The sequence below is a fragment of the Sphingobacterium daejeonense genome (genome assembly GCF_901472535.1).
GTDB lineage: Bacteria > Bacteroidota > Bacteroidia > Sphingobacteriales > Sphingobacteriaceae > Sphingobacterium > Sphingobacterium daejeonense.
Genome location: NZ_LR590470.1, coordinates 2,685,698 through 2,701,931, shown reverse-complemented (window position 1 = coordinate 2,701,931; position 16,234 = coordinate 2,685,698). Strand labels below are relative to the sequence as shown.

Here is a 16,234-nt window from a genome sequence, read left to right as displayed (position 1 = left end):
ATGTTGCAAATTAAATTAAACTTTGTTGCATTAAGACCTGGGATGGAATTGAGTGATGACACTTTGCAGATATTCTTTGTCTATATGCGTATAGATCTCTGTTGTTGTGATGCTTTCATGTCCTAGCATATCTTGTACTGCTCTAAGATCTGCTCCGCCTTCAACTAGGTGTGAAGCAAAGCTATGTCTGAAGGTATGGGACTTATTTCTTTTTCCAATCCAATCTTTACAGCAAGGTCTTTGATGATCAGAAATATCATAACCCTTGAAAGGGGAGAACCCCTTCTGTTCAAGAATACAAAATCTTCTTTACCTGCTTTTATAGTCTGATGTACCCTGATTTCTTCCAGGTATATCTTTAAGTATTTTATAGCTTGTTGGCCAATTGGAATCAGTCTTTCTTTATTTCCCTTACCTTCCACTTTAATGAATTCTACATCGAGGAAGAGATTTGATATTTTAAGGTTGCAGAGTTCCGATACACGAAGTCCACAGCCATACAGCATTTCTAAAATTGCTTTGTTTCGAGTTCCTTCTGTAGTAGATAGGTTGATTGCAGAAATTAGTTCATCAATTTCTTGAATACTAAGAACGGCAGGAATTTTTCTGGATAGCCTAGGGGTTTCAATAAGTTCTGCTGGGTTGTTTACTAAGCCATGTTCAATTGTAGAAAGCCAAAGAATGTTTTTATACCTGAGAGGATCCTTGCTTGGGTATATTCCCGAAATGGGGAATTCATTGATCCATTTGAGGAAGTTCTGTATATCATTGGTCTGAAAATCCTTTGGTTCAATTTGTTGCAATTCGGCAAAAACTCTGAAGTTTTTTAACGTCATTTAAATACGCGACTATACTGTTATCGCTTAAGCCTCTTTCTAGCAGTAAATAACGTTTAAAATCCTTTTTTAGTTGTTCCCAATTCATCTGTTAAATATATCTAAATCTTTGCGAGAATAGAGAAATTGTTTTAATGCTTTAATAATTTATTGTAGATTGGCAACAAATATAAATTAATAACCATTCTAGAAAATTTTTTTTGAAATTATGAAAATTCTAAACCCTTGGCATTAGCCTTTCTGTTGCCCTTTGCGACGGAGATGGCGAGTGCTTACGTTCCTTCAACCTTAAACTCTGAAGCTAAAGTATTATTGATTAACGATTCCCTTAAATGGGATGCTAAATTACCTTTTGATAAGGATGTTATTAAAGGGAAATTGGAAAATGGTTTTCAGTATTACATTCGTAAAAATGCTGAGCCAGAGAAACGTGTAACGATGTATTTGGCTATGAAAGTTGGTTCTATCCTTGAGGATGAAAACCAATTGGGCTTGGCTCACTTTATGGAGCATATGAACTTCAATGGATTGAAGCATTTTCCAAAGAACGAATTGATCGATTACCTTCAGAAAGCTGGTGTTCGTTTTGGGTCTGACTTAAATGCTTATACAAGTTTTGACGAGACCGTTTATCAACTACCGATACCTTCGGACGATCCAGAATTATTAAAAAATGGTCTCCAAGTAATGCGCGATTGGGCGCAGGATGCCATGTTGGACACAGAGGAGATCAATAAAGAGCGTGGAATTATCATGGAAGAAATGCGTGGTGGCCGTGGTGCACAGCAACGTATGCGCGATCAATATTTTCCAGTGATGTTGAATGGCTCTCGATACTCTGACCGACTACCAATTGGAACCGAAAAGGTCGTTATGAATTTCGATCCTGAAGTAATTCGTCAATTCCATAAAGATTGGTACCGTCCTGATTTGCAGTCTCTTATTATAGTTGGGGATATTGATCCAAAACAGATGGAGGCTGAGGTGAAAAGGTTGTTTTCAGATATGAAGGTTCCAGCCAACAAAAAACCTAGAACTGAATACAAGGTTGATTTATTGAATAAAAATCAATTTATCAAGGTTACTGATCCGGAGATGTCATATACTATCGGTCAAATCTTATCAAGCACCCTGAGGAAAAAGTAGTAACTGTGAAAGATTATCGCAGGGATCTATTGAAAGATGTATTCAATCAAATGATCAATGCCGAGACTTCGTGAACTAGGTCAATCAGCGAACCCTCCATTTATTCAAGGTGGCGTTGATATCTCAGGTTTTATTGGTGGTCTAGATAATATGGGGGCATTTTTTTGTGTCAAAGCCTGGTCAATTTGAAGATGGTTTCAAAGCTGTTGTAAGAGAATTAGATCGTTTTCAAAGATTCGGATTCACAGAATCAGAATTCAAGAGAGCTATCAGTTCCATCTCCAAGAACAATGAATCTTCTTATGTTGAGCGTGATAAACGTAAATCAGATAGTTATGTAAATACTTATTTAAATCATTTCTTGAATGATGGTCCTGCATTGGGCAATGAAGATAGGTATGAATTAACTAAGCAATTGTTGCCAACATTAACTTTAAAAGAAGTTGAAGACATCGCCAAAGAATTTTATGTTGACACGAATCGTGATGTATTGATTTTGGCGCCTGAGACCGATAAAGACAAATTGCCAGATGAAGCTGCTGTAAATTCTTGGTTTGATTCCATTGACAAAGAGGATCTGAAAGCCTACGAAGATAAGGTGTCTGATTTACCTATGTTGTCTAAAGCTCCTGTTAAGGGATCGATTAAGTCTGAAAAGTCGATTGATAAAATTGAAACTAAAGAAATCATCTTGAGCAATGGCGTTAAGGTCTTATTAAAACCTACTAAATTCAAGAATGATGAGATTTCTATCAACGCATATAGTCCAGGTGGTACTTCCTTGTATTCTGATGCGGATTATATGTCAGCTTCCTTTGCTGGGAATTTAGTGAATAGTTCTGGTATCGGTCAATTGAATACGGTTGAGTTACAAAAAAGCTTAACTGGAAAAGATGTGAACATCAGTCCTTATATTTCAGAGCGTGCTGAGGGATTGCGTGGTTCGACGGATAAGGAAAGTTTAAAAACAGCTTTTGAGATGGTTTATGGTTATTTCACGGAGCCAAGAATCGAAGATGATGTTTTCCAAAGCGTTATCAGTAAACAGAAGGATATGATGGCGAATCGTGAAAATGATCCAAACTTCGTCTATAGTGATGCCATTCAGCGTACACTTTACGGTAACAGCATCCGTCGTGTTCCTTATTCATTGAAAGACCTTGAAAATGTAAACCAAGCCAAGGCGCTCGAAATATACAAAGATAGATTTGCTGATGCTTCAGATTTTACCTTTGTAATCGTTGGATCCTTTACTGAAGACGAGATCAAACCTTATTTAGAAGAATATCTTGCTGCTCTTCCTACTACAAACCGTAAAAGAAGAAGCAAAAGATTTGAACCTATATGAGAACAACAAAGGTGTTGAGAAAGTAGTCAATAAAGGGAAAGAAGCTAAAGCGATGGTTCGTTTGACCATGTATGGAGATTATACATACAATGAACAAGAGAATCTGAATACATCTGCATTAGAGACTATTTTGACTAATAAATTATTAGAAAGACTTCGTGAAGAGGAGAGTGGAGTATATGGTACAGGTGCTAGATTTTCCGTAAGTAAGTTTCCGAAACCTAGGTATACATTTATGATTGGGTTTGGAACAAGTGTAGATAAATATCAGCCATTGATTAATTCAGCGATTGATGTAATTAAAAAAATCAAGGCTGATGGTCCATCGCAAGTTGATTTAGATAAGTTCAAGATTGAAGAGAAACGTCAGTTGGAAATCAATTTACGTGAGAATGGTTTCTGGGCGGGTCAGCTTTTTAGGTTCTGTTCAGAATGATACAGATCCTACCAAAGTAACTCGATATTTAGAGGAGCTTGACAAGGTGAGCATTGAGTCTGTAAAAGCAGCTGCAAACAAATATCTGAAAGAAGAAAACTTCTACAAGTTTATCCTTCTTTCGGATGCAAAATAATCTAAAAAGCCCTTTTAAAGGGGCTTTTTTTATGATATAAATAATCAATAATTCTTTTGCTTATTCTTTCATTTTCACATATTTATGGGAGAAGCAGTCAAAACAATCCTCCACTAAAACCAGAGTAGAATCTTGTCGGTGGACAAAGACTTTACTGACTGTTTCGTCGATTTGCCATTCGTTTTTATTGCTGAGTTGCGACATTGCTAATTCTAATTTATAGGGCTGTGCATTTGACAGCTCACCATTGTCATAATAGAAAATACTGTCTTTTGTAATCTGTAAATGTTTGATGGAGTTGGTTGATTCTGGTGTTTTTGTTATGCCGGCAAATCCGCCAGATGTTTCAATCCATTGCCAATTTCCGATGATTTTGGGTGGTTTTGTTCCTGTTCCTTGACTGCTGGCACAAGCAATGATGAAAGGTAAACCTAATATGAGGGATAATTTTTTCATGTATATCTGTTTTCAATAAGTTATATCTTAAAACGGAAATTCTGTGGATTTGTTTTATTTCGCAGGTTTGTTAAACTTTGAGTTTTTGTTTTGTTAATTTTTACTTAATATTGAATTGTTAAGTTTGCATTACACGGCTATTATATTAAAAATTATGAAAATAAATTTCTTTAATTTTTCTGTTCTAATCATATTTATTTTTTATTCCTGTTCAAAAAGCTCAAATGTAGATCCTGAAATTCCGCAGCCAAAGCCTGAAGCAGAACCCATTAAAATTTCTCGAAATTCTATTATCCATTATTTCAATGTAGATGATGAAAACAATCTATTAATTTATCCTGGAAATATAGTAGAGTTTAAAGGTGACGAAAGTAAAATTTCCATTTCTCGGTATGATAGCTATAAAAGCTTCCTGTGCGACTGATGAGTTATGAAGCGAATTTGGGATCTGAACAATTTAATAAAATACCGACTTTATTGGATGTTCAGCAGTATGTAGGACTTCATATACCTGTTATTGAGGATTCAGATATAAGTCCGAAAAATTATTGGAGGGAAATACTGGATTATAATTTCTTGAAAGGGATGCTTATGACGGAAAAAGAAAGGGAGAGATTTTTTCCTTTATTGAAAGGGTTTAAAGAGGCTGAGTCCTCATTTTATTGTGCTATGAATTTTAATATTTTTGAAGTAATCATGGAATTTCCTGATGCTGCAGAATTGTTATCAGTTGAGGCCGAAGAAGAAATTAAGAAACATAAATTGCCTTGTTATTATGTTAAGAGGGCATCTTATGGTGATAGAGTAATTTTTTACGCACAATCGAAATCTAAAGAAGAGGATTTTATTTCAGTGTTGAACAAGATGTCTGATTTAACCCCTTTGAATGAGGTCGATTTAAAAATATTGGATCAATCGAGTTTGGCGATCCTACATCGAACAAGTTCCAAAAGAGAAACCATGATCAATAAAGCTGAAGGCAGAAAAGCTATTTTGGATCTGTACAAAAAGACTTACGATATCATTAATAACAGTAAAATAAAAACCTTTATCCGATTACATTCTCATTGCATGGATTGAATGGTTCAGGTAGTTTTCAACATGATTTGAAATATGAATATTGGGGTTTCCAAATCGATGAATAAAAGGAAATGCCCTGCTGTAAACCAACAGGGCATTTCCTTTTAATTTTAGAATTTCCTTATTCAAACCAAGTCAAGACTTCATCTTTAGTTGGCATAGATATATCTAATTTCATTTTTTTGCGCATTCCGCCCAAGTCATTGAATACTTTGTTTGGATTTGCTTCTTTTAATAGTTCGATTGTTGTAAATCCCATTTTTTTGCAGGACAGGAACCCATGCTTCAGGAATCCCGATTTCTACGAAATCTGATACAGAAGCTACTTTAGCTACTTTTTCAGGACGCATTTGAGGGAAGAACAATACTTCCTGGATGGAAGGGTTATTTGTCAAAAACATAATCAATCTGTCCATTCCAATTCCTAATCCCGATGTAGGCGGCATTCCATATTCTAAGGCACGCAAGAAATCCTGATCAATGAACATGGCTTCATCATCACCTTTTTCAGATAGTTTGAGTTGCTGCTCGAAGCGATCTCTTTGATCGATAGGGTCGTTGAGCTCAGAATAAGCATTTGCGATCTCTTTACCACAAACCATCAATTCAAAACGTTCTGTCAATTCGGGGTTGTCTCTATGTTTTTTGGTCAGAGGAGACATCTCGATAGGGTAGTCGGTAATAAATGTTGGTTGGATAAAATTGCCTTCACATTTTTCACCAAAAATCTCGTCGATCAATTTTCCTTTGCCCATGGTGTCATTCACGTCGATTCCCATTCCCTTGGCAGCAATGCGGATTTCATCTTCTGATTTTCCTGTAATATCAAATCCCGTGAATTGTTTGATAGCTTCAGTCATGCTGACCCTTGGGTATGGAGCTTTAAAGTCAACTTTATGTTCACCAAATGTCGCGTTTGTCGTTCCATTCACTGCGATAGCACAATGTTCTAACAGGTTTTCTGTGAACTCCATCATCCAGTTGTAGTCTTTATAGGCTACATAGATTTCCATTGCTGTGAATTCTGGGTTATGTGTTCTGTCCATTCCTTCATTTCTGAAGTTTTTGGAGAATTCATATACACCTTCAAAAACCACCAACGATCAATCTCTTTAAATACAGCTCATTGGCAATACGTAAGTAAAGAGGGATATCCAAAGCATTGTGGTGTGTAATAAATGGGCGAGCTGCCGCACCCCCAGGGATTGCCTGTAGGATTGGTGTTTCAACTTCCATATACCCAGCGTTGTTGAAATACTCACGCATAGCATTGAATAATTTCGTGCGCTTAACAAAGATGTCTCTATTTTGAGAGTTCACGATCAAATCCACATAACGCATTCTATAGCGTTGTTCAGGATCTGTAAAAGCGTCAAATGTTTTACCATCCGCTTCTTTTACGATCGGTAGAGGTCTCAATGATTTAGTAAGAACTTTTAGGGTTTGAACGTGTATACTGATTTCACCAGTTTGCGTAGTGAAAACATATCCAGTAATACCTACAATATCTCCGATGTCCAATAACTTTTTAAATACGGTGTTGTATAGAGTCTTATCTTCGTCAGGGCAGATATCATCACGTTTTACATAGGCTTGGATACGTCCAGTAGCGTCCTGTAGCTCCATAAAGGATGCGCTTCCCATTACTCTACGGCTCATAATCCGTCCGGCGAAACTGATGTTCTTATAGTTGATCTTATCTCTTTCGTAGTTTTCTAATATATCTTCAGCCGTAGCATTAACTTTGAATTCTTCAGCGGGGAAGGGGTCAATGCCTAGGTCGATTAAGGCTTTCAGGTTCAGCCTTCTTTGTTGTTCTTGTTCCGATAATCCGATGCTCATTTTACGTACAACTTATAATGTGTTGCAAAAGTATGAAATTAGAACTATTTATAGAGGATTAAGAAGAAAAAAGGCTTTATTGTGCTTTGATTTGTTTATTTTTGTGGTTTAAGTAAAATTTATTCACAGGTGTTGAAATGAATTTATCTTTGTTTTTTGTATTTGAATGAAAAATAAATTATCTTTGCACCTCAATTGTTGAATTATATAGTAATCATAAGATAAAATGAAAAAAGATTTGCATCCATCAAACTACAGATTAGTTGTATTCAAAGACATGTCAAATGACTATTCTTTTGTTACTAAATCTTGTGTTGATACAAAAGAAACTATTACTTGGGAAGATGGTAACGAGTACCCATTGGTAAAGTTAGAGATTTCTCACACTTCACACCCATTCTACACTGGTAAGATGAAATTGGTTGATACAGCAGGACGTATTGATAAATTCCGTAGCCGTTACAACAAAAAGTAATATTCTTTACTATAAAGAAATTGTTAATGTCCCGATAAAGTTTATTTGTCGGGATTTTTTATGTACTTTTATTTCATGTCGCTAACCATCGTATTATTTGATAACGCACATTGGCGCAGGCGTCTATTTCCCTTTGCCGCGACTCGTCCAATTGGTAATATCAGAACCGGTATTTGTACACTAGATGGTAAATGGGGCCGTATTTTTGAGGCACCAGTTACTTTTGATACAGTTGACTACCTCAGCGACAAATTTCCTTTTTCAGATTTTGGCAACCAGGATTTCTTAATTATACGTAGCAATGTTTTGCCATCGGATGATTTGATTGTTGAACTGAAGTCTTTAAATCCTGGCGAAGTGCTTTTAGATGATAATTCTTGGGTGGCGATACGATCAACAGAAGGAAAGATCGACTATCAAAATCTTCATCTTCGCTATAATCCAATCAAAACCTCCTGCAACATTCAATACCTCAATTTTCTTGAAGATATCTTTTTGCAGAATAAGTCTCAATTGTTGTTTGATTATAACCTATTGACAGCGGGAAGAAATACAGCCTCAATAAGTTCTAGTAATGCTGTTTATGGCAGCTGGATATTTGTTGAAGAGGGCGCTCAGGTTGAGGGTGTTAGTTTGAATAGTCTGGAGGGGCCTATTTATATTGGTAAAGGTTGTAAGATTGAAGAAGGCCAGTTATTTAAAAGGTTATGTTGCAATAGGAGATGGTGCAAGGGTCAAGACTGGTGCTCGATTGTATCCCAACACAAGCATTGGTCCGGGCAGTACTGTTTGTGGAGAGGTAAATAATACGGTTATTTGGGGGAATAGTGCAAAAGGGCATGAGGGCTATTTGGGCTGTTCGGTCATTGGCGAGGGCTGTAATATTGGAGCTGGTAGTTCAAATTCAAATTTGAAAAACAATTGGAAATCTGTTCGGTTGTTTGATTATGAGGATCTTAGTTTTCGTCAAACAGATGAAATCAAATGCGGTTTGTTTATGGGGGATTACGCGATGAGTGGGATTAATTCATCATTTACAACAGGTTGTGTAATTGGTGTAGGCTCACAGGTTGCAAATTTCAAAATTTATTCCCAAATTTGTGGCAGATTTCAGCTGGAAAACGGACGCTGGAACTGAAACATATACTTTTGAAAAATTTATAGAAATGATGGAGCGTAGGGAGAAGGGTAACGGGTGTGAAAGAACTGCAGATGAACTTCCCTATCTTTAAACATATATTTGAGGAGGTCAAATACCTACAGGAGAACAATCAATCTTAAACATATAATATAAATAACTATGCGTAAAAATATAGTAGCTGGAAACTGGAAAATGAATATGGACTATGAGCAAGGAATTAGCTTATTTTCCGAGATTGTAAACATGGTTAAAGATGAGGTTATCGGTAATCAGGAAATCGTTGTTTGCAGTCCATTTATCCATTTGGCGGCGATTTCAAAGTTAAGTGCACATACTAATAATGTATCCATTGGAGCTCAGACCATCAATCAACATGAATCTGGAGCTTATACAGGTGAAATTTCAGCTTCTCAGGTTAAATCAACAGGTGCTGAATATTGTGATTTTAGGGCATTCCAGAGCGTCGTGCTTATTTTGGTGAAACAGATGAGTTATTGGCTGAGAAAGTTGATGCGGCTTTAAAACATGGTCTTAAGCCTATCTTCTGTATTGGAGAAACTCAAAGTGAGCGTGAAGCAGGATCTTATTTTGATGTTATAAAGAACCAATTGAGCAAAGCACTGTTTCATTTAGATTGCTACTGCATTTGGAAATATTGTGTTGGCTTATGAGCCAGTATGGGCAATTGGTACAGGTTTGACAGCATCTCCGGAGCAGGCACAGGAAGTACATGCGTTTATCCGTCAGACATTGGCTGATCAATACGGACAAGAAGTTGCTGACAACACGAGTATTTTATATGGAGGTAGTGCAAATCCTTCAAATGCGCAGAGTCTTTTTTCGCAACCTGACATTGATGGTGGCTTAATCGGAGGCGCTTCATTGAAGTCACGTGATTTCTTGCAAATTATTAACGTTTTTAACGCTTAAAATATGAAGTATACAGCAGTTACTTTTACGTCCTCAACAATTGAGGAATGGCAAAAGGATTTGCTAATAGCTGAATTGGCTAACCTTGGTTTTGATACTTTTGAGGATCAAGGCCAAGGTTTTGTTGGCCTATGTGCCATCATCCAACTTGGACATCCAGGCTTTGGAAACAGTTTTGGCTACGGAAGCGGTTGGTTATGACATTTCCTATCAAGTAGAGGAATTGGAAAACAAGAACTGGAATCAAGTTTGGGAAAGCAACTTTAGCCCAATTTTGGTTGATGACCAATGTTATGTTCGTGCTACTTTTCACGAGGACAAGCCTGAATATCCATATCAGATTATCATCGATCCAAAAAATGTCATTTGGTACAGGCCATCACCAAAACCACTTTCAATGATGCTTTCTTTTATTTTAGAAAATAATTTTGAAGGCAAGCAGGTTTTGGATATGGGTTGCGGGACAGGTATTTTGGCCATCTTAGCTTCAAAGCGAGGTGCTAAGGACATCTTGGCCGTTGATTTTGATCCGATCTGTGTTGAGAGTGTAAATGAAAATAAGGAACTCAACCAAGTTTCCAATATTGAAGCAAAGTTTGGGATCCAAAGAAGTAATAGTAGGTCTTCGATTTGATATGGTTCTAGCAAATATCAATAGGAATATCTTGTTGGATCAGTTTGATGTATATGCCTCAGATTTGCCAGATGCTGGTGAATTATATATATCTGGATTCTATGATGGTGAAGACTTGGAGATTCTGAGAGAAAAAGCTGAGACCTTGGGGGTTTCAATTTGTCGAGAAAAAAGTACTGGACACGTGGTGTGCAGCTAAATTTATAAAAGCCAACTAAATGCGCATACATTTTATAGCCATAGGTGGAAGTATCATGCATAATTTAGCTATTAATTTAGCTGAACAAGGGCATCAAGTGAGTGGTTCTGACGATCAGATTGTAGAACCTTCCAAATCTCACCTCCAAGATGCTGGATTAATGCCCAAGGAATTGGGATGGTTTCCGGAGAAAATCACGGATGACATTGATGTTGTTATCCTTGGTATGCATGCGGATGAACACAATCCTGAACTTCAAAAAGCGAAGGAATTAGGAATAAAGATTTATTCCTTTCCTGAGTTTGTCTATGAGCAAAGTGCCGAAAAGACTCGTGTTGTTATTGCTGGGACCTATGGTAAGACAACCATTACGAGTATGATCATGCATGTCCTGAAAAAAATTGGGACGAAATTTCGATTATTTAGTATGGGGCTCAATTAGAAGGATTCGATAAGTTGCTTCAACTTAACCCTGAAAATAACCTGATGATTATTGAAGGGGATGAATATTATGCTTCAGCAGTTAACAAACAGTCCAAGTTTCTCAAGTACAAACCAAATATTGCGCTTATCAGTGGTGTTGAGTGGGATCATTTCAAGACTGTAATCAGTGAAGATGATTACTTCAAGCAATTTGAGGACTTTATCCGTACGATTGTTCCCAAGGGTACCCTTATCTATAATAAGGATGATAAGAACACTAGAGAGGTTGTAGAGCGCACCATGGACATTAAAATCAACCGACATGGTTATAAGCTTCCTGAATATACAATTAACAAGGGTGTGACTTATATTCACGTTGGCGAAGAGAATATTCCTTTAAAGATTTTTGGCAAGCATAATTTATCCAATATTGCTGGTGCATTTACGGTGTGCGAGTGGTTAGGGGTGAAGCGTGATGAGTTTTACCATGCTATTCAGGATTTCAAGAGTTCGATCCGGTATTTGGAATTTGTGGCGAGCCAGAATGGGAGTGTTGTTTATCAGGACTTTGCGCATACGCCTAGTAAGTTGAGATCGAGTATCCATGCTGTAAAGGAGCAATTTCCGAATCAGGCACTAGTGACTGTCATTGAGTTGAATGCTTATGATAGTATTGACTCAGAGTTTATTACGGAATACGCAAATTCGATGAATGAATCAGATTTTGCTGTCGTTTTTGTTAATACTTCGCTTATCAAGGAAAAAAATATTGCTTTAGATAACCTAATATGGCGATTAACTGAGGCTTTTAACCATCCATCTTTCCATGTTATCACTCAGATGACAGATTTGGAGGATTTTTTGGAAACTTTTAAATCAAATGGTTATAATTTGCTATTTATGAGTTCAAAACAACTACAATGGGGTAAATATGTCTAGTTTTGCAGATAAATTTTTGAGAAATTTTTAACATTCTTTCTATTTTTTTTTAAATTTTTAATATGGGGATTTTGAAATTTACTTTATTTGTTTAAATTTGATAATTACTTAATAAATAAATATTTTACATTTTACCCATGAATGCATTAGGAAAAAAAATCAGATTACTTAGACATCAGAAAGGATGGAGTCAGGAGGATGTAGCTAAAAGGCTAGATATCTCTATTCCAGCATTTTCTAAAATTGAAACAGGCATTACTGATGTTAATTTATCGAGATTGAACCAAATTTCTAAACTGTTTGGTTTATCATTAGTACAATTATTATCGACTTCAGATCCTGAGGAAGATAAACAAATCCAGAATGAAGTAAACGAGCTTCAAAAGCGTCTTCAATCACGTGAAGTAGAAGTTATCGACTTACAGAAGAAAGTAATTGATCTATACGAGCAATTGCATAAGAAATAATAGGATTGTTTCTAAAAGAAAAAGCCTTGCATGAAAACTGCAGGGCTATTTTTTTCTCTAATGAAATATTTATAAGCAAAAAAAAATGCGCAAGTTTCCTTGCGCATAGATATAGTTAAATCATAAAATCTTTTTTATCCCAAGTATGACTTGAGGATTTTGCTTCTAGAGGTATGTCTCAAGCGTTGTAGCGCTTTGTCTTTGATTTGACGCACACGCTCTCTAGTCAAGCTGAATTTCTCTCCAATCTCTTCCAGAGACAATTGGTGATTAGAACCTAATCCGAAGAACAATACGATAATTTCTCTTTCGCGCTCTGTTAAAGTAGCCAACGATCTTTTGATTTCTTCAGACAATGATTCGTCGATCAACGAACTGTCGGTGTCTGGGTCGCTGTTTTCCAATACATCCAATAATGTATTTTCTTCACCTTGTACAAATGGTGCATCCATAGAAACATGGCGTCCAGAATTACTTAATGTATCCGATACTTTGTCAACAGTTGTTTCCAAGATATCAGCTAATTCCTCTGGTGATGGCTCACGTTCATATTCCTGCTCCAATTTAGAAAAGGCTTTGCTGATCTTACTTAGAGATCCTACTTGGTTTAATGGTAAACGAACGATACGAGATTGCTCAGCAATTGCTTGCAAAATTGATTGACGAATCCACCATACCGCATAAGATATAAACTTAAACCCTTTAGTTTCATCGAAACGTTTTGCTGCTTTTATTAAGCCTAAGTTTCCTTCGTTAATCAAGTCCCCTAGGGTCAATCCTTGATTCTGGTATTGTTTTGCAACGGATACAACGAAACGTAAGTTGGTTTTAGTTAATTTCTCTAATGCAACCTGATCACCTTCACGAATTCTTTGGGCTAGAATAACCTCTTCTTCTGCTGAAATTAAATCTACCTTACCGATTTCATGCAAGTACTTGTCAAGGGACTGCGACTCACGGTTGGTGATGGATTGTGTAATTTTGAGCTGTCTCATCTAAATATATAAACCTTTCTTTTCTGAAATGTTTGCAAACATAACAAATTTATACGAATATTTTCTAATCTAATTGTAAATTATTAACTCATTATGAGTTAGTTACAAGCGGTGAGGTGATGTTATACTAACATCAAAAATCATTCCAAAATATCATCTGTCAGCGTGTTTATGGACGATTTAACACACATTTAACTTAATTAACTTGCTTATTTCAATTAGCGTTTCCTGAAGTTAAAACAATTCGCATGAATGATTGTTTTTTAGAATGTAATAATCACGTGCAAAATATATTTGTTATGCCTATAATTGTTCATCTAGATGATATCATGTCTCAGAGAAAAATGTCTCTGAATGAGTTGAGTTCCAAAGTTGGGATTACACTCTCTAATTTGTCTATTATCAAGAACCAAAAAGCTAAGGCTATACGCATCAGTACATTAGATGCTATCTGTAAAGCATTAGCTTGTCAGCCTGGTGATATTTTTAAGTATGTTGAAGACTAGTTCGTCGTTCCTTCCAATCGATAGCCTCTAAGAAAATCACTTACTGACATTCTTTTTTTGCCTTCAATCTGAATTTCTAATAATTTTAGAAAACCGTCTTTTGTTGCGAATTTTAGCTCATTTTTGCCGTCGCTGATATATGTTCCTGGCTTAAGGTCATGTTTTTCAATAATTATTTCAGACTCATAAATCTTCAATACTTTTCCATCTATATGAGTGAAAGCAGTTGGGTAGGGGCTTAAGCCTCTGATTAAGTTATATATTTTCACAGAATCATTTTCCCAATTGATTAGACAATCTTCCTTAAAGATTTTAGGAGCATGTTTTAAGTTTTCAGTGTCGATGCTATCTTGAGGAATAGGATGAATATCGTTCTTCTTGATTGCATTTACAGTTCTTATCAATAATTCAGCACCTGCGAGCATTAATTTGTCGTGTAGATCGCCTGCATTGTCATTGTCTAATATTTCTACTTCTGTAGAAAACAATATATTACCAGTATCGATCTCATGTTGCAATAAAAAAGTGGTTACCCCAGATTTTTTCTCACCATTGATGATAGCATGGTTGATAGGTGCTGCACCGCGGTAATTGGGCAATAAAGAAGCATGTACATTGATTGTTCCTTTTTCTGGCATTTTCCACACCAATTCAGGCAACATTCTGAAGGCAACTACGACTTGCAAATCTGCATTGAAAGATTTCAGTTCGGCCAAGAATTCTGGGTCTCTTAATTTAACGGGTTGTAAGACAGGGATATTTTGAGATACTGCGAACTTTTTGACGGCTGATTCGTGTAATTTCTGGCCTCTACCTGCAGGTTTGTCCGGTCCGGTAACTACTGCCACAACTTCTTCACCAGCTTCAATTAATGCCTTTAGTGATGCAACGGCGAAGTCTGGAGTTCCCATAAATATAATGCGCATATAAAAATATATTAAGATTTGGATGCTTTAACATCCTCATTGTTGGATGACAAATTTTATTAACTTTGCGAAGTTACAAATTTAATTTAAGCTTGAATTTTCCATATTTCTTAGCCAAGAGGATTACATTAGAAGGAAACCGCACGTTTTCAAAGCTAATAGTACGAGTTACTATAGGGGCTTTGGCGCTGGCTATTATGGCTATAATTCTTGCAGTTGCTATTCTCAATGGTTTTAAAAATGAGATAACGGAAAAGCAGCGTGGATTTTTTGGCGATATTATTATTCTAAAGAATGAACGTAATGATTCCTATGTCAATACTCCAATCTCTCTAGATGATAAACAGCTTGCTAAAATCAAAGAAAATCCGAATGTAAAAGATGTATATCCTTTTGCAACCAAAGCAGGTATCATGAATGTCAAAGGTGAGGTAGAGGGGGTGTTACTAAAGGGTATTGACAAGGATTATGATCAAGATTTTTTATCCAAGACCATATTGGAAGGCGATACTTTTGGATTTTTCAGCGGAGGATGCCGATAATCAATTGCTCATATCTTCTTTAATGGCCAATAGGCTGCACCTAAAGGTAGGAGAGAGTTTTATCATGTACTTTATCCAAGAGCCTGTTCGGAAAAGAAAATTTACTGTTAGGGGCATATTCACAACAAATTCTGAAGAACTGGATAAGATATACGTAATTGGTTCACTGCCATTGATTCGACGATTGAATAATTTGGAGGATCATCAGGCAGGAGGTTATGAGGTGCGGGTGAAAGATTTCAACCAACTATTTCAATCAACAGATGAACTGAATAACACTTTAGGCATTGAGCTTTATGCTACCAATGTTGTTATGCAGATGCAAGATATTTTCAATTGGCTCAATATGTTGGACATGAATGACAACATCATTTTTGTCCTTATGGTTATAGTGGCTGTTATCAATATGATTTCTGCTCTATTGATATCTATATTGGAAAGGTCTCCCATGATTGGAATGCTGAAGGCATTAGGAATGCGGAACGCTAAAATCAGAACTGTCTTCTTGTACAATTCTTTATACCTCATTGGGTATGGGCTTCTTTTAGGGAACTTGATAGCCATCGGTCTGTACTTTTTCCAGACGAATACCCATTTCTTCAAACTAGATCCAAGTATCTATTATGTGCCATTTGTTCCTATGGATATTTCTTGGACAGCCGTCCTTTGGCTGAATATTTCCTTGATTGGAATTGCATTGATTACACTATTTATTCCATCGATGCTAATTTCAAGAATATCACCAATTAAAACTATTCAGTTCAAGTAACATTCTTG

Annotated in this window: 21 protein-coding genes and 3 pseudogenes; 18 read left to right on the top strand and 6 right to left on the bottom strand. The window is 36.3% G+C overall.

The genetic code is table 11. From position 1 onward, the window contains the following. Positions 1–30: 30 nt before the first annotated feature. Both FGL31_RS25775 and FGL31_RS13095 read right to left on the bottom strand, forming a co-directional pair. Positions 31–836: pseudogene (locus FGL31_RS25775) on the bottom strand (tyrosine-type recombinase/integrase). Next, on the bottom strand, positions 790–924 hold the full coding sequence (locus tag FGL31_RS13095; protein ID WP_138092017.1) for a site-specific integrase: 135 nt from the start codon (positions 922–924) through the stop codon (positions 790–792). Before FGL31_RS13095 ends, FGL31_RS25775 begins: the two are co-directional and overlap by 47 nt. A 137-nt stretch (positions 925–1,061) precedes the next feature. On the opposite strand from FGL31_RS13095, the gene FGL31_RS25770 reads away from it, so the two are divergent. The 4 genes from FGL31_RS25770 to FGL31_RS25755 all read left to right on the top strand — a co-directional run bounded on the left by FGL31_RS25770 (position 1,062) and on the right by FGL31_RS25755 (position 3,902). Then, positions 1,062–1,982, top strand: coding sequence for a M16 family metallopeptidase (locus FGL31_RS25770; RefSeq protein WP_232046734.1), 921 nt, complete (start codon positions 1,062–1,064; stop codon positions 1,980–1,982). Between the two features lie 166 nt (positions 1,983–2,148). Further along, positions 2,149–3,330, top strand: coding sequence for an insulinase family protein (locus tag FGL31_RS25765; protein ID WP_232046733.1), 1,182 nt, complete (start codon positions 2,149–2,151; stop codon positions 3,328–3,330). After that, positions 3,317–3,766, top strand: coding sequence for an insulinase family protein (locus tag FGL31_RS25760; RefSeq protein WP_232046732.1), 450 nt, complete (start codon positions 3,317–3,319; stop codon positions 3,764–3,766). The genes FGL31_RS25765 and FGL31_RS25760 overlap by 14 nt, the downstream gene beginning before the upstream one ends. Next, positions 3,723–3,902: a hypothetical protein gene (locus FGL31_RS25755; protein ID WP_232046731.1), complete on the top strand. Its 180-nt coding sequence runs from the start codon at positions 3,723–3,725 to the stop codon at positions 3,900–3,902. Before FGL31_RS25760 ends, FGL31_RS25755 begins: the two co-directional genes overlap by 44 nt. 60 nt (positions 3,903–3,962) lie before the next feature. Here the strand turns inward: FGL31_RS25755 and FGL31_RS13085 are convergent, their stop codons facing one another. Then, positions 3,963–4,358 carry a hypothetical protein gene (locus tag FGL31_RS13085; RefSeq protein ID WP_099371524.1) on the bottom strand — a complete coding sequence of 132 codons (396 nt, stop codon included), beginning with the start codon at positions 4,356–4,358 and terminating at the stop codon, positions 3,963–3,965. Positions 4,359–4,781: 423 nt separating this feature from the next. Between FGL31_RS13085 and FGL31_RS13080 the strand changes: the two genes are divergently transcribed. Beyond that, the gene (locus FGL31_RS13080; protein ID WP_138092014.1) at positions 4,782–5,438 is read left to right on the top strand and encodes a hypothetical protein; all 657 of its coding nucleotides are present in this window, start codon (positions 4,782–4,784) and stop codon (positions 5,436–5,438) included. A gap of 121 nt (positions 5,439–5,559) precedes the next feature. On the opposite strand, the pseudogene lysS reads toward FGL31_RS13080, so the two are convergent. After that, positions 5,560–7,280, bottom strand: a pseudogene (lysS, locus tag FGL31_RS13075) (lysine--tRNA ligase). Between the two features lie 226 nt (positions 7,281–7,506). Here lysS and FGL31_RS13070 point away from each other — a divergent pair. The 10 genes and pseudogenes from FGL31_RS13070 to relB all read left to right on the top strand — a co-directional run bounded on the left by FGL31_RS13070 (position 7,507) and on the right by relB (position 12,488). Next, the gene (locus tag FGL31_RS13070) at positions 7,507–7,755 is read left to right on the top strand and encodes a type B 50S ribosomal protein L31 (protein ID WP_099371521.1); all 249 of its coding nucleotides are present in this window, start codon (positions 7,507–7,509) and stop codon (positions 7,753–7,755) included. 75 nt (positions 7,756–7,830) lie between these two features. Further along, positions 7,831–8,562 carry a putative sugar nucleotidyl transferase gene (locus tag FGL31_RS13065; RefSeq protein WP_171017666.1) on the top strand — a complete coding sequence of 244 codons (732 nt, stop codon included), beginning with the start codon at positions 7,831–7,833 and terminating at the stop codon, positions 8,560–8,562. Between the two features lie 293 nt (positions 8,563–8,855). Further along, positions 8,856–8,987, top strand: a complete 132-nt coding sequence (locus FGL31_RS28055) for a hypothetical protein (RefSeq protein ID WP_262709125.1) — start codon at positions 8,856–8,858, stop codon at positions 8,985–8,987. A 68-nt stretch (positions 8,988–9,055) separates the two neighbouring features. Next, positions 9,056–9,826: pseudogene (gene tpiA / locus FGL31_RS29925) on the top strand (triose-phosphate isomerase). Between the two features lie 3 nt (positions 9,827–9,829). Next, complete coding sequence (locus tag FGL31_RS25750) at positions 9,830–10,027, top strand: hypothetical protein (protein ID WP_232046730.1); 198 nt, start codon at positions 9,830–9,832, stop codon at positions 10,025–10,027. Further along, the gene (locus tag FGL31_RS25745) at positions 9,990–10,460 is read left to right on the top strand and encodes a 50S ribosomal protein L11 methyltransferase (RefSeq protein ID WP_232046729.1); all 471 of its coding nucleotides are present in this window, start codon (positions 9,990–9,992) and stop codon (positions 10,458–10,460) included. The genes FGL31_RS25750 and FGL31_RS25745 overlap by 38 nt, the downstream gene beginning before the upstream one ends. Next, on the top strand, positions 10,411–10,659 hold the full coding sequence (locus FGL31_RS25740; RefSeq protein ID WP_232047200.1) for a class I SAM-dependent methyltransferase: 249 nt from the start codon (positions 10,411–10,413) through the stop codon (positions 10,657–10,659). The genes FGL31_RS25745 and FGL31_RS25740 overlap by 50 nt, the downstream gene beginning before the upstream one ends. 19 nt (positions 10,660–10,678) lie before the next feature. Further along, positions 10,679–11,101 (top strand): Mur ligase domain-containing protein, encoded by a 423-nt coding sequence (locus FGL31_RS25735; RefSeq protein WP_232046728.1) that lies wholly within the window; start codon positions 10,679–10,681, stop codon positions 11,099–11,101. A gap of 14 nt (positions 11,102–11,115) precedes the next feature. After that, positions 11,116–12,021: a Mur ligase family protein gene (locus FGL31_RS13045; protein WP_232046727.1), complete on the top strand. Its 906-nt coding sequence runs from the start codon at positions 11,116–11,118 to the stop codon at positions 12,019–12,021. Between the two features lie 137 nt (positions 12,022–12,158). Further along, positions 12,159–12,488, top strand: coding sequence for a type II toxin-antitoxin system RelB family anti-toxin (gene relB, locus FGL31_RS13040; protein ID WP_099367167.1), 330 nt, complete (start codon positions 12,159–12,161; stop codon positions 12,486–12,488). Positions 12,489–12,622: 134 nt separating this feature from the next. On the opposite strand, the gene FGL31_RS13035 is transcribed toward relB, so the two are convergent. After that, positions 12,623–13,483 carry a sigma-70 family RNA polymerase sigma factor gene (locus FGL31_RS13035; RefSeq protein WP_093096797.1) on the bottom strand — a complete coding sequence of 287 codons (861 nt, stop codon included), beginning with the start codon at positions 13,481–13,483 and terminating at the stop codon, positions 12,623–12,625. 299 nt (positions 13,484–13,782) lie between these two features. Between FGL31_RS13035 and FGL31_RS13030 the strand changes: the two genes are divergently transcribed. Then, entirely contained in the window at positions 13,783–13,989 is a 207-nt protein-coding gene (locus tag FGL31_RS13030) for a helix-turn-helix domain-containing protein (RefSeq protein WP_099371530.1), read from the top strand. Here the strand turns inward: FGL31_RS13030 and fmt are convergent. After that, positions 13,986–14,915: a methionyl-tRNA formyltransferase gene (fmt, locus tag FGL31_RS13025; RefSeq protein ID WP_099371516.1), complete on the bottom strand. Its 930-nt coding sequence runs from the start codon at positions 14,913–14,915 to the stop codon at positions 13,986–13,988. The genes FGL31_RS13030 and fmt overlap by 4 nt on opposite strands. 92 nt (positions 14,916–15,007) lie before the next feature. Here fmt and FGL31_RS25730 point away from each other — a divergent pair, with 92 nt between their 5' ends. Both FGL31_RS25730 and FGL31_RS13020 read left to right on the top strand, forming a co-directional pair. After that, positions 15,008–15,457, top strand: coding sequence for an ABC transporter permease (locus FGL31_RS25730; protein ID WP_232046726.1), 450 nt, complete (start codon positions 15,008–15,010; stop codon positions 15,455–15,457). After that, positions 15,384–16,226 carry an ABC transporter permease gene (locus tag FGL31_RS13020; protein WP_232046725.1) on the top strand — a complete coding sequence of 281 codons (843 nt, stop codon included), beginning with the start codon at positions 15,384–15,386 and terminating at the stop codon, positions 16,224–16,226. The genes FGL31_RS25730 and FGL31_RS13020 overlap by 74 nt, the downstream gene beginning before the upstream one ends. The last annotated feature ends 8 nt before the right edge of the window (positions 16,227–16,234 follow it).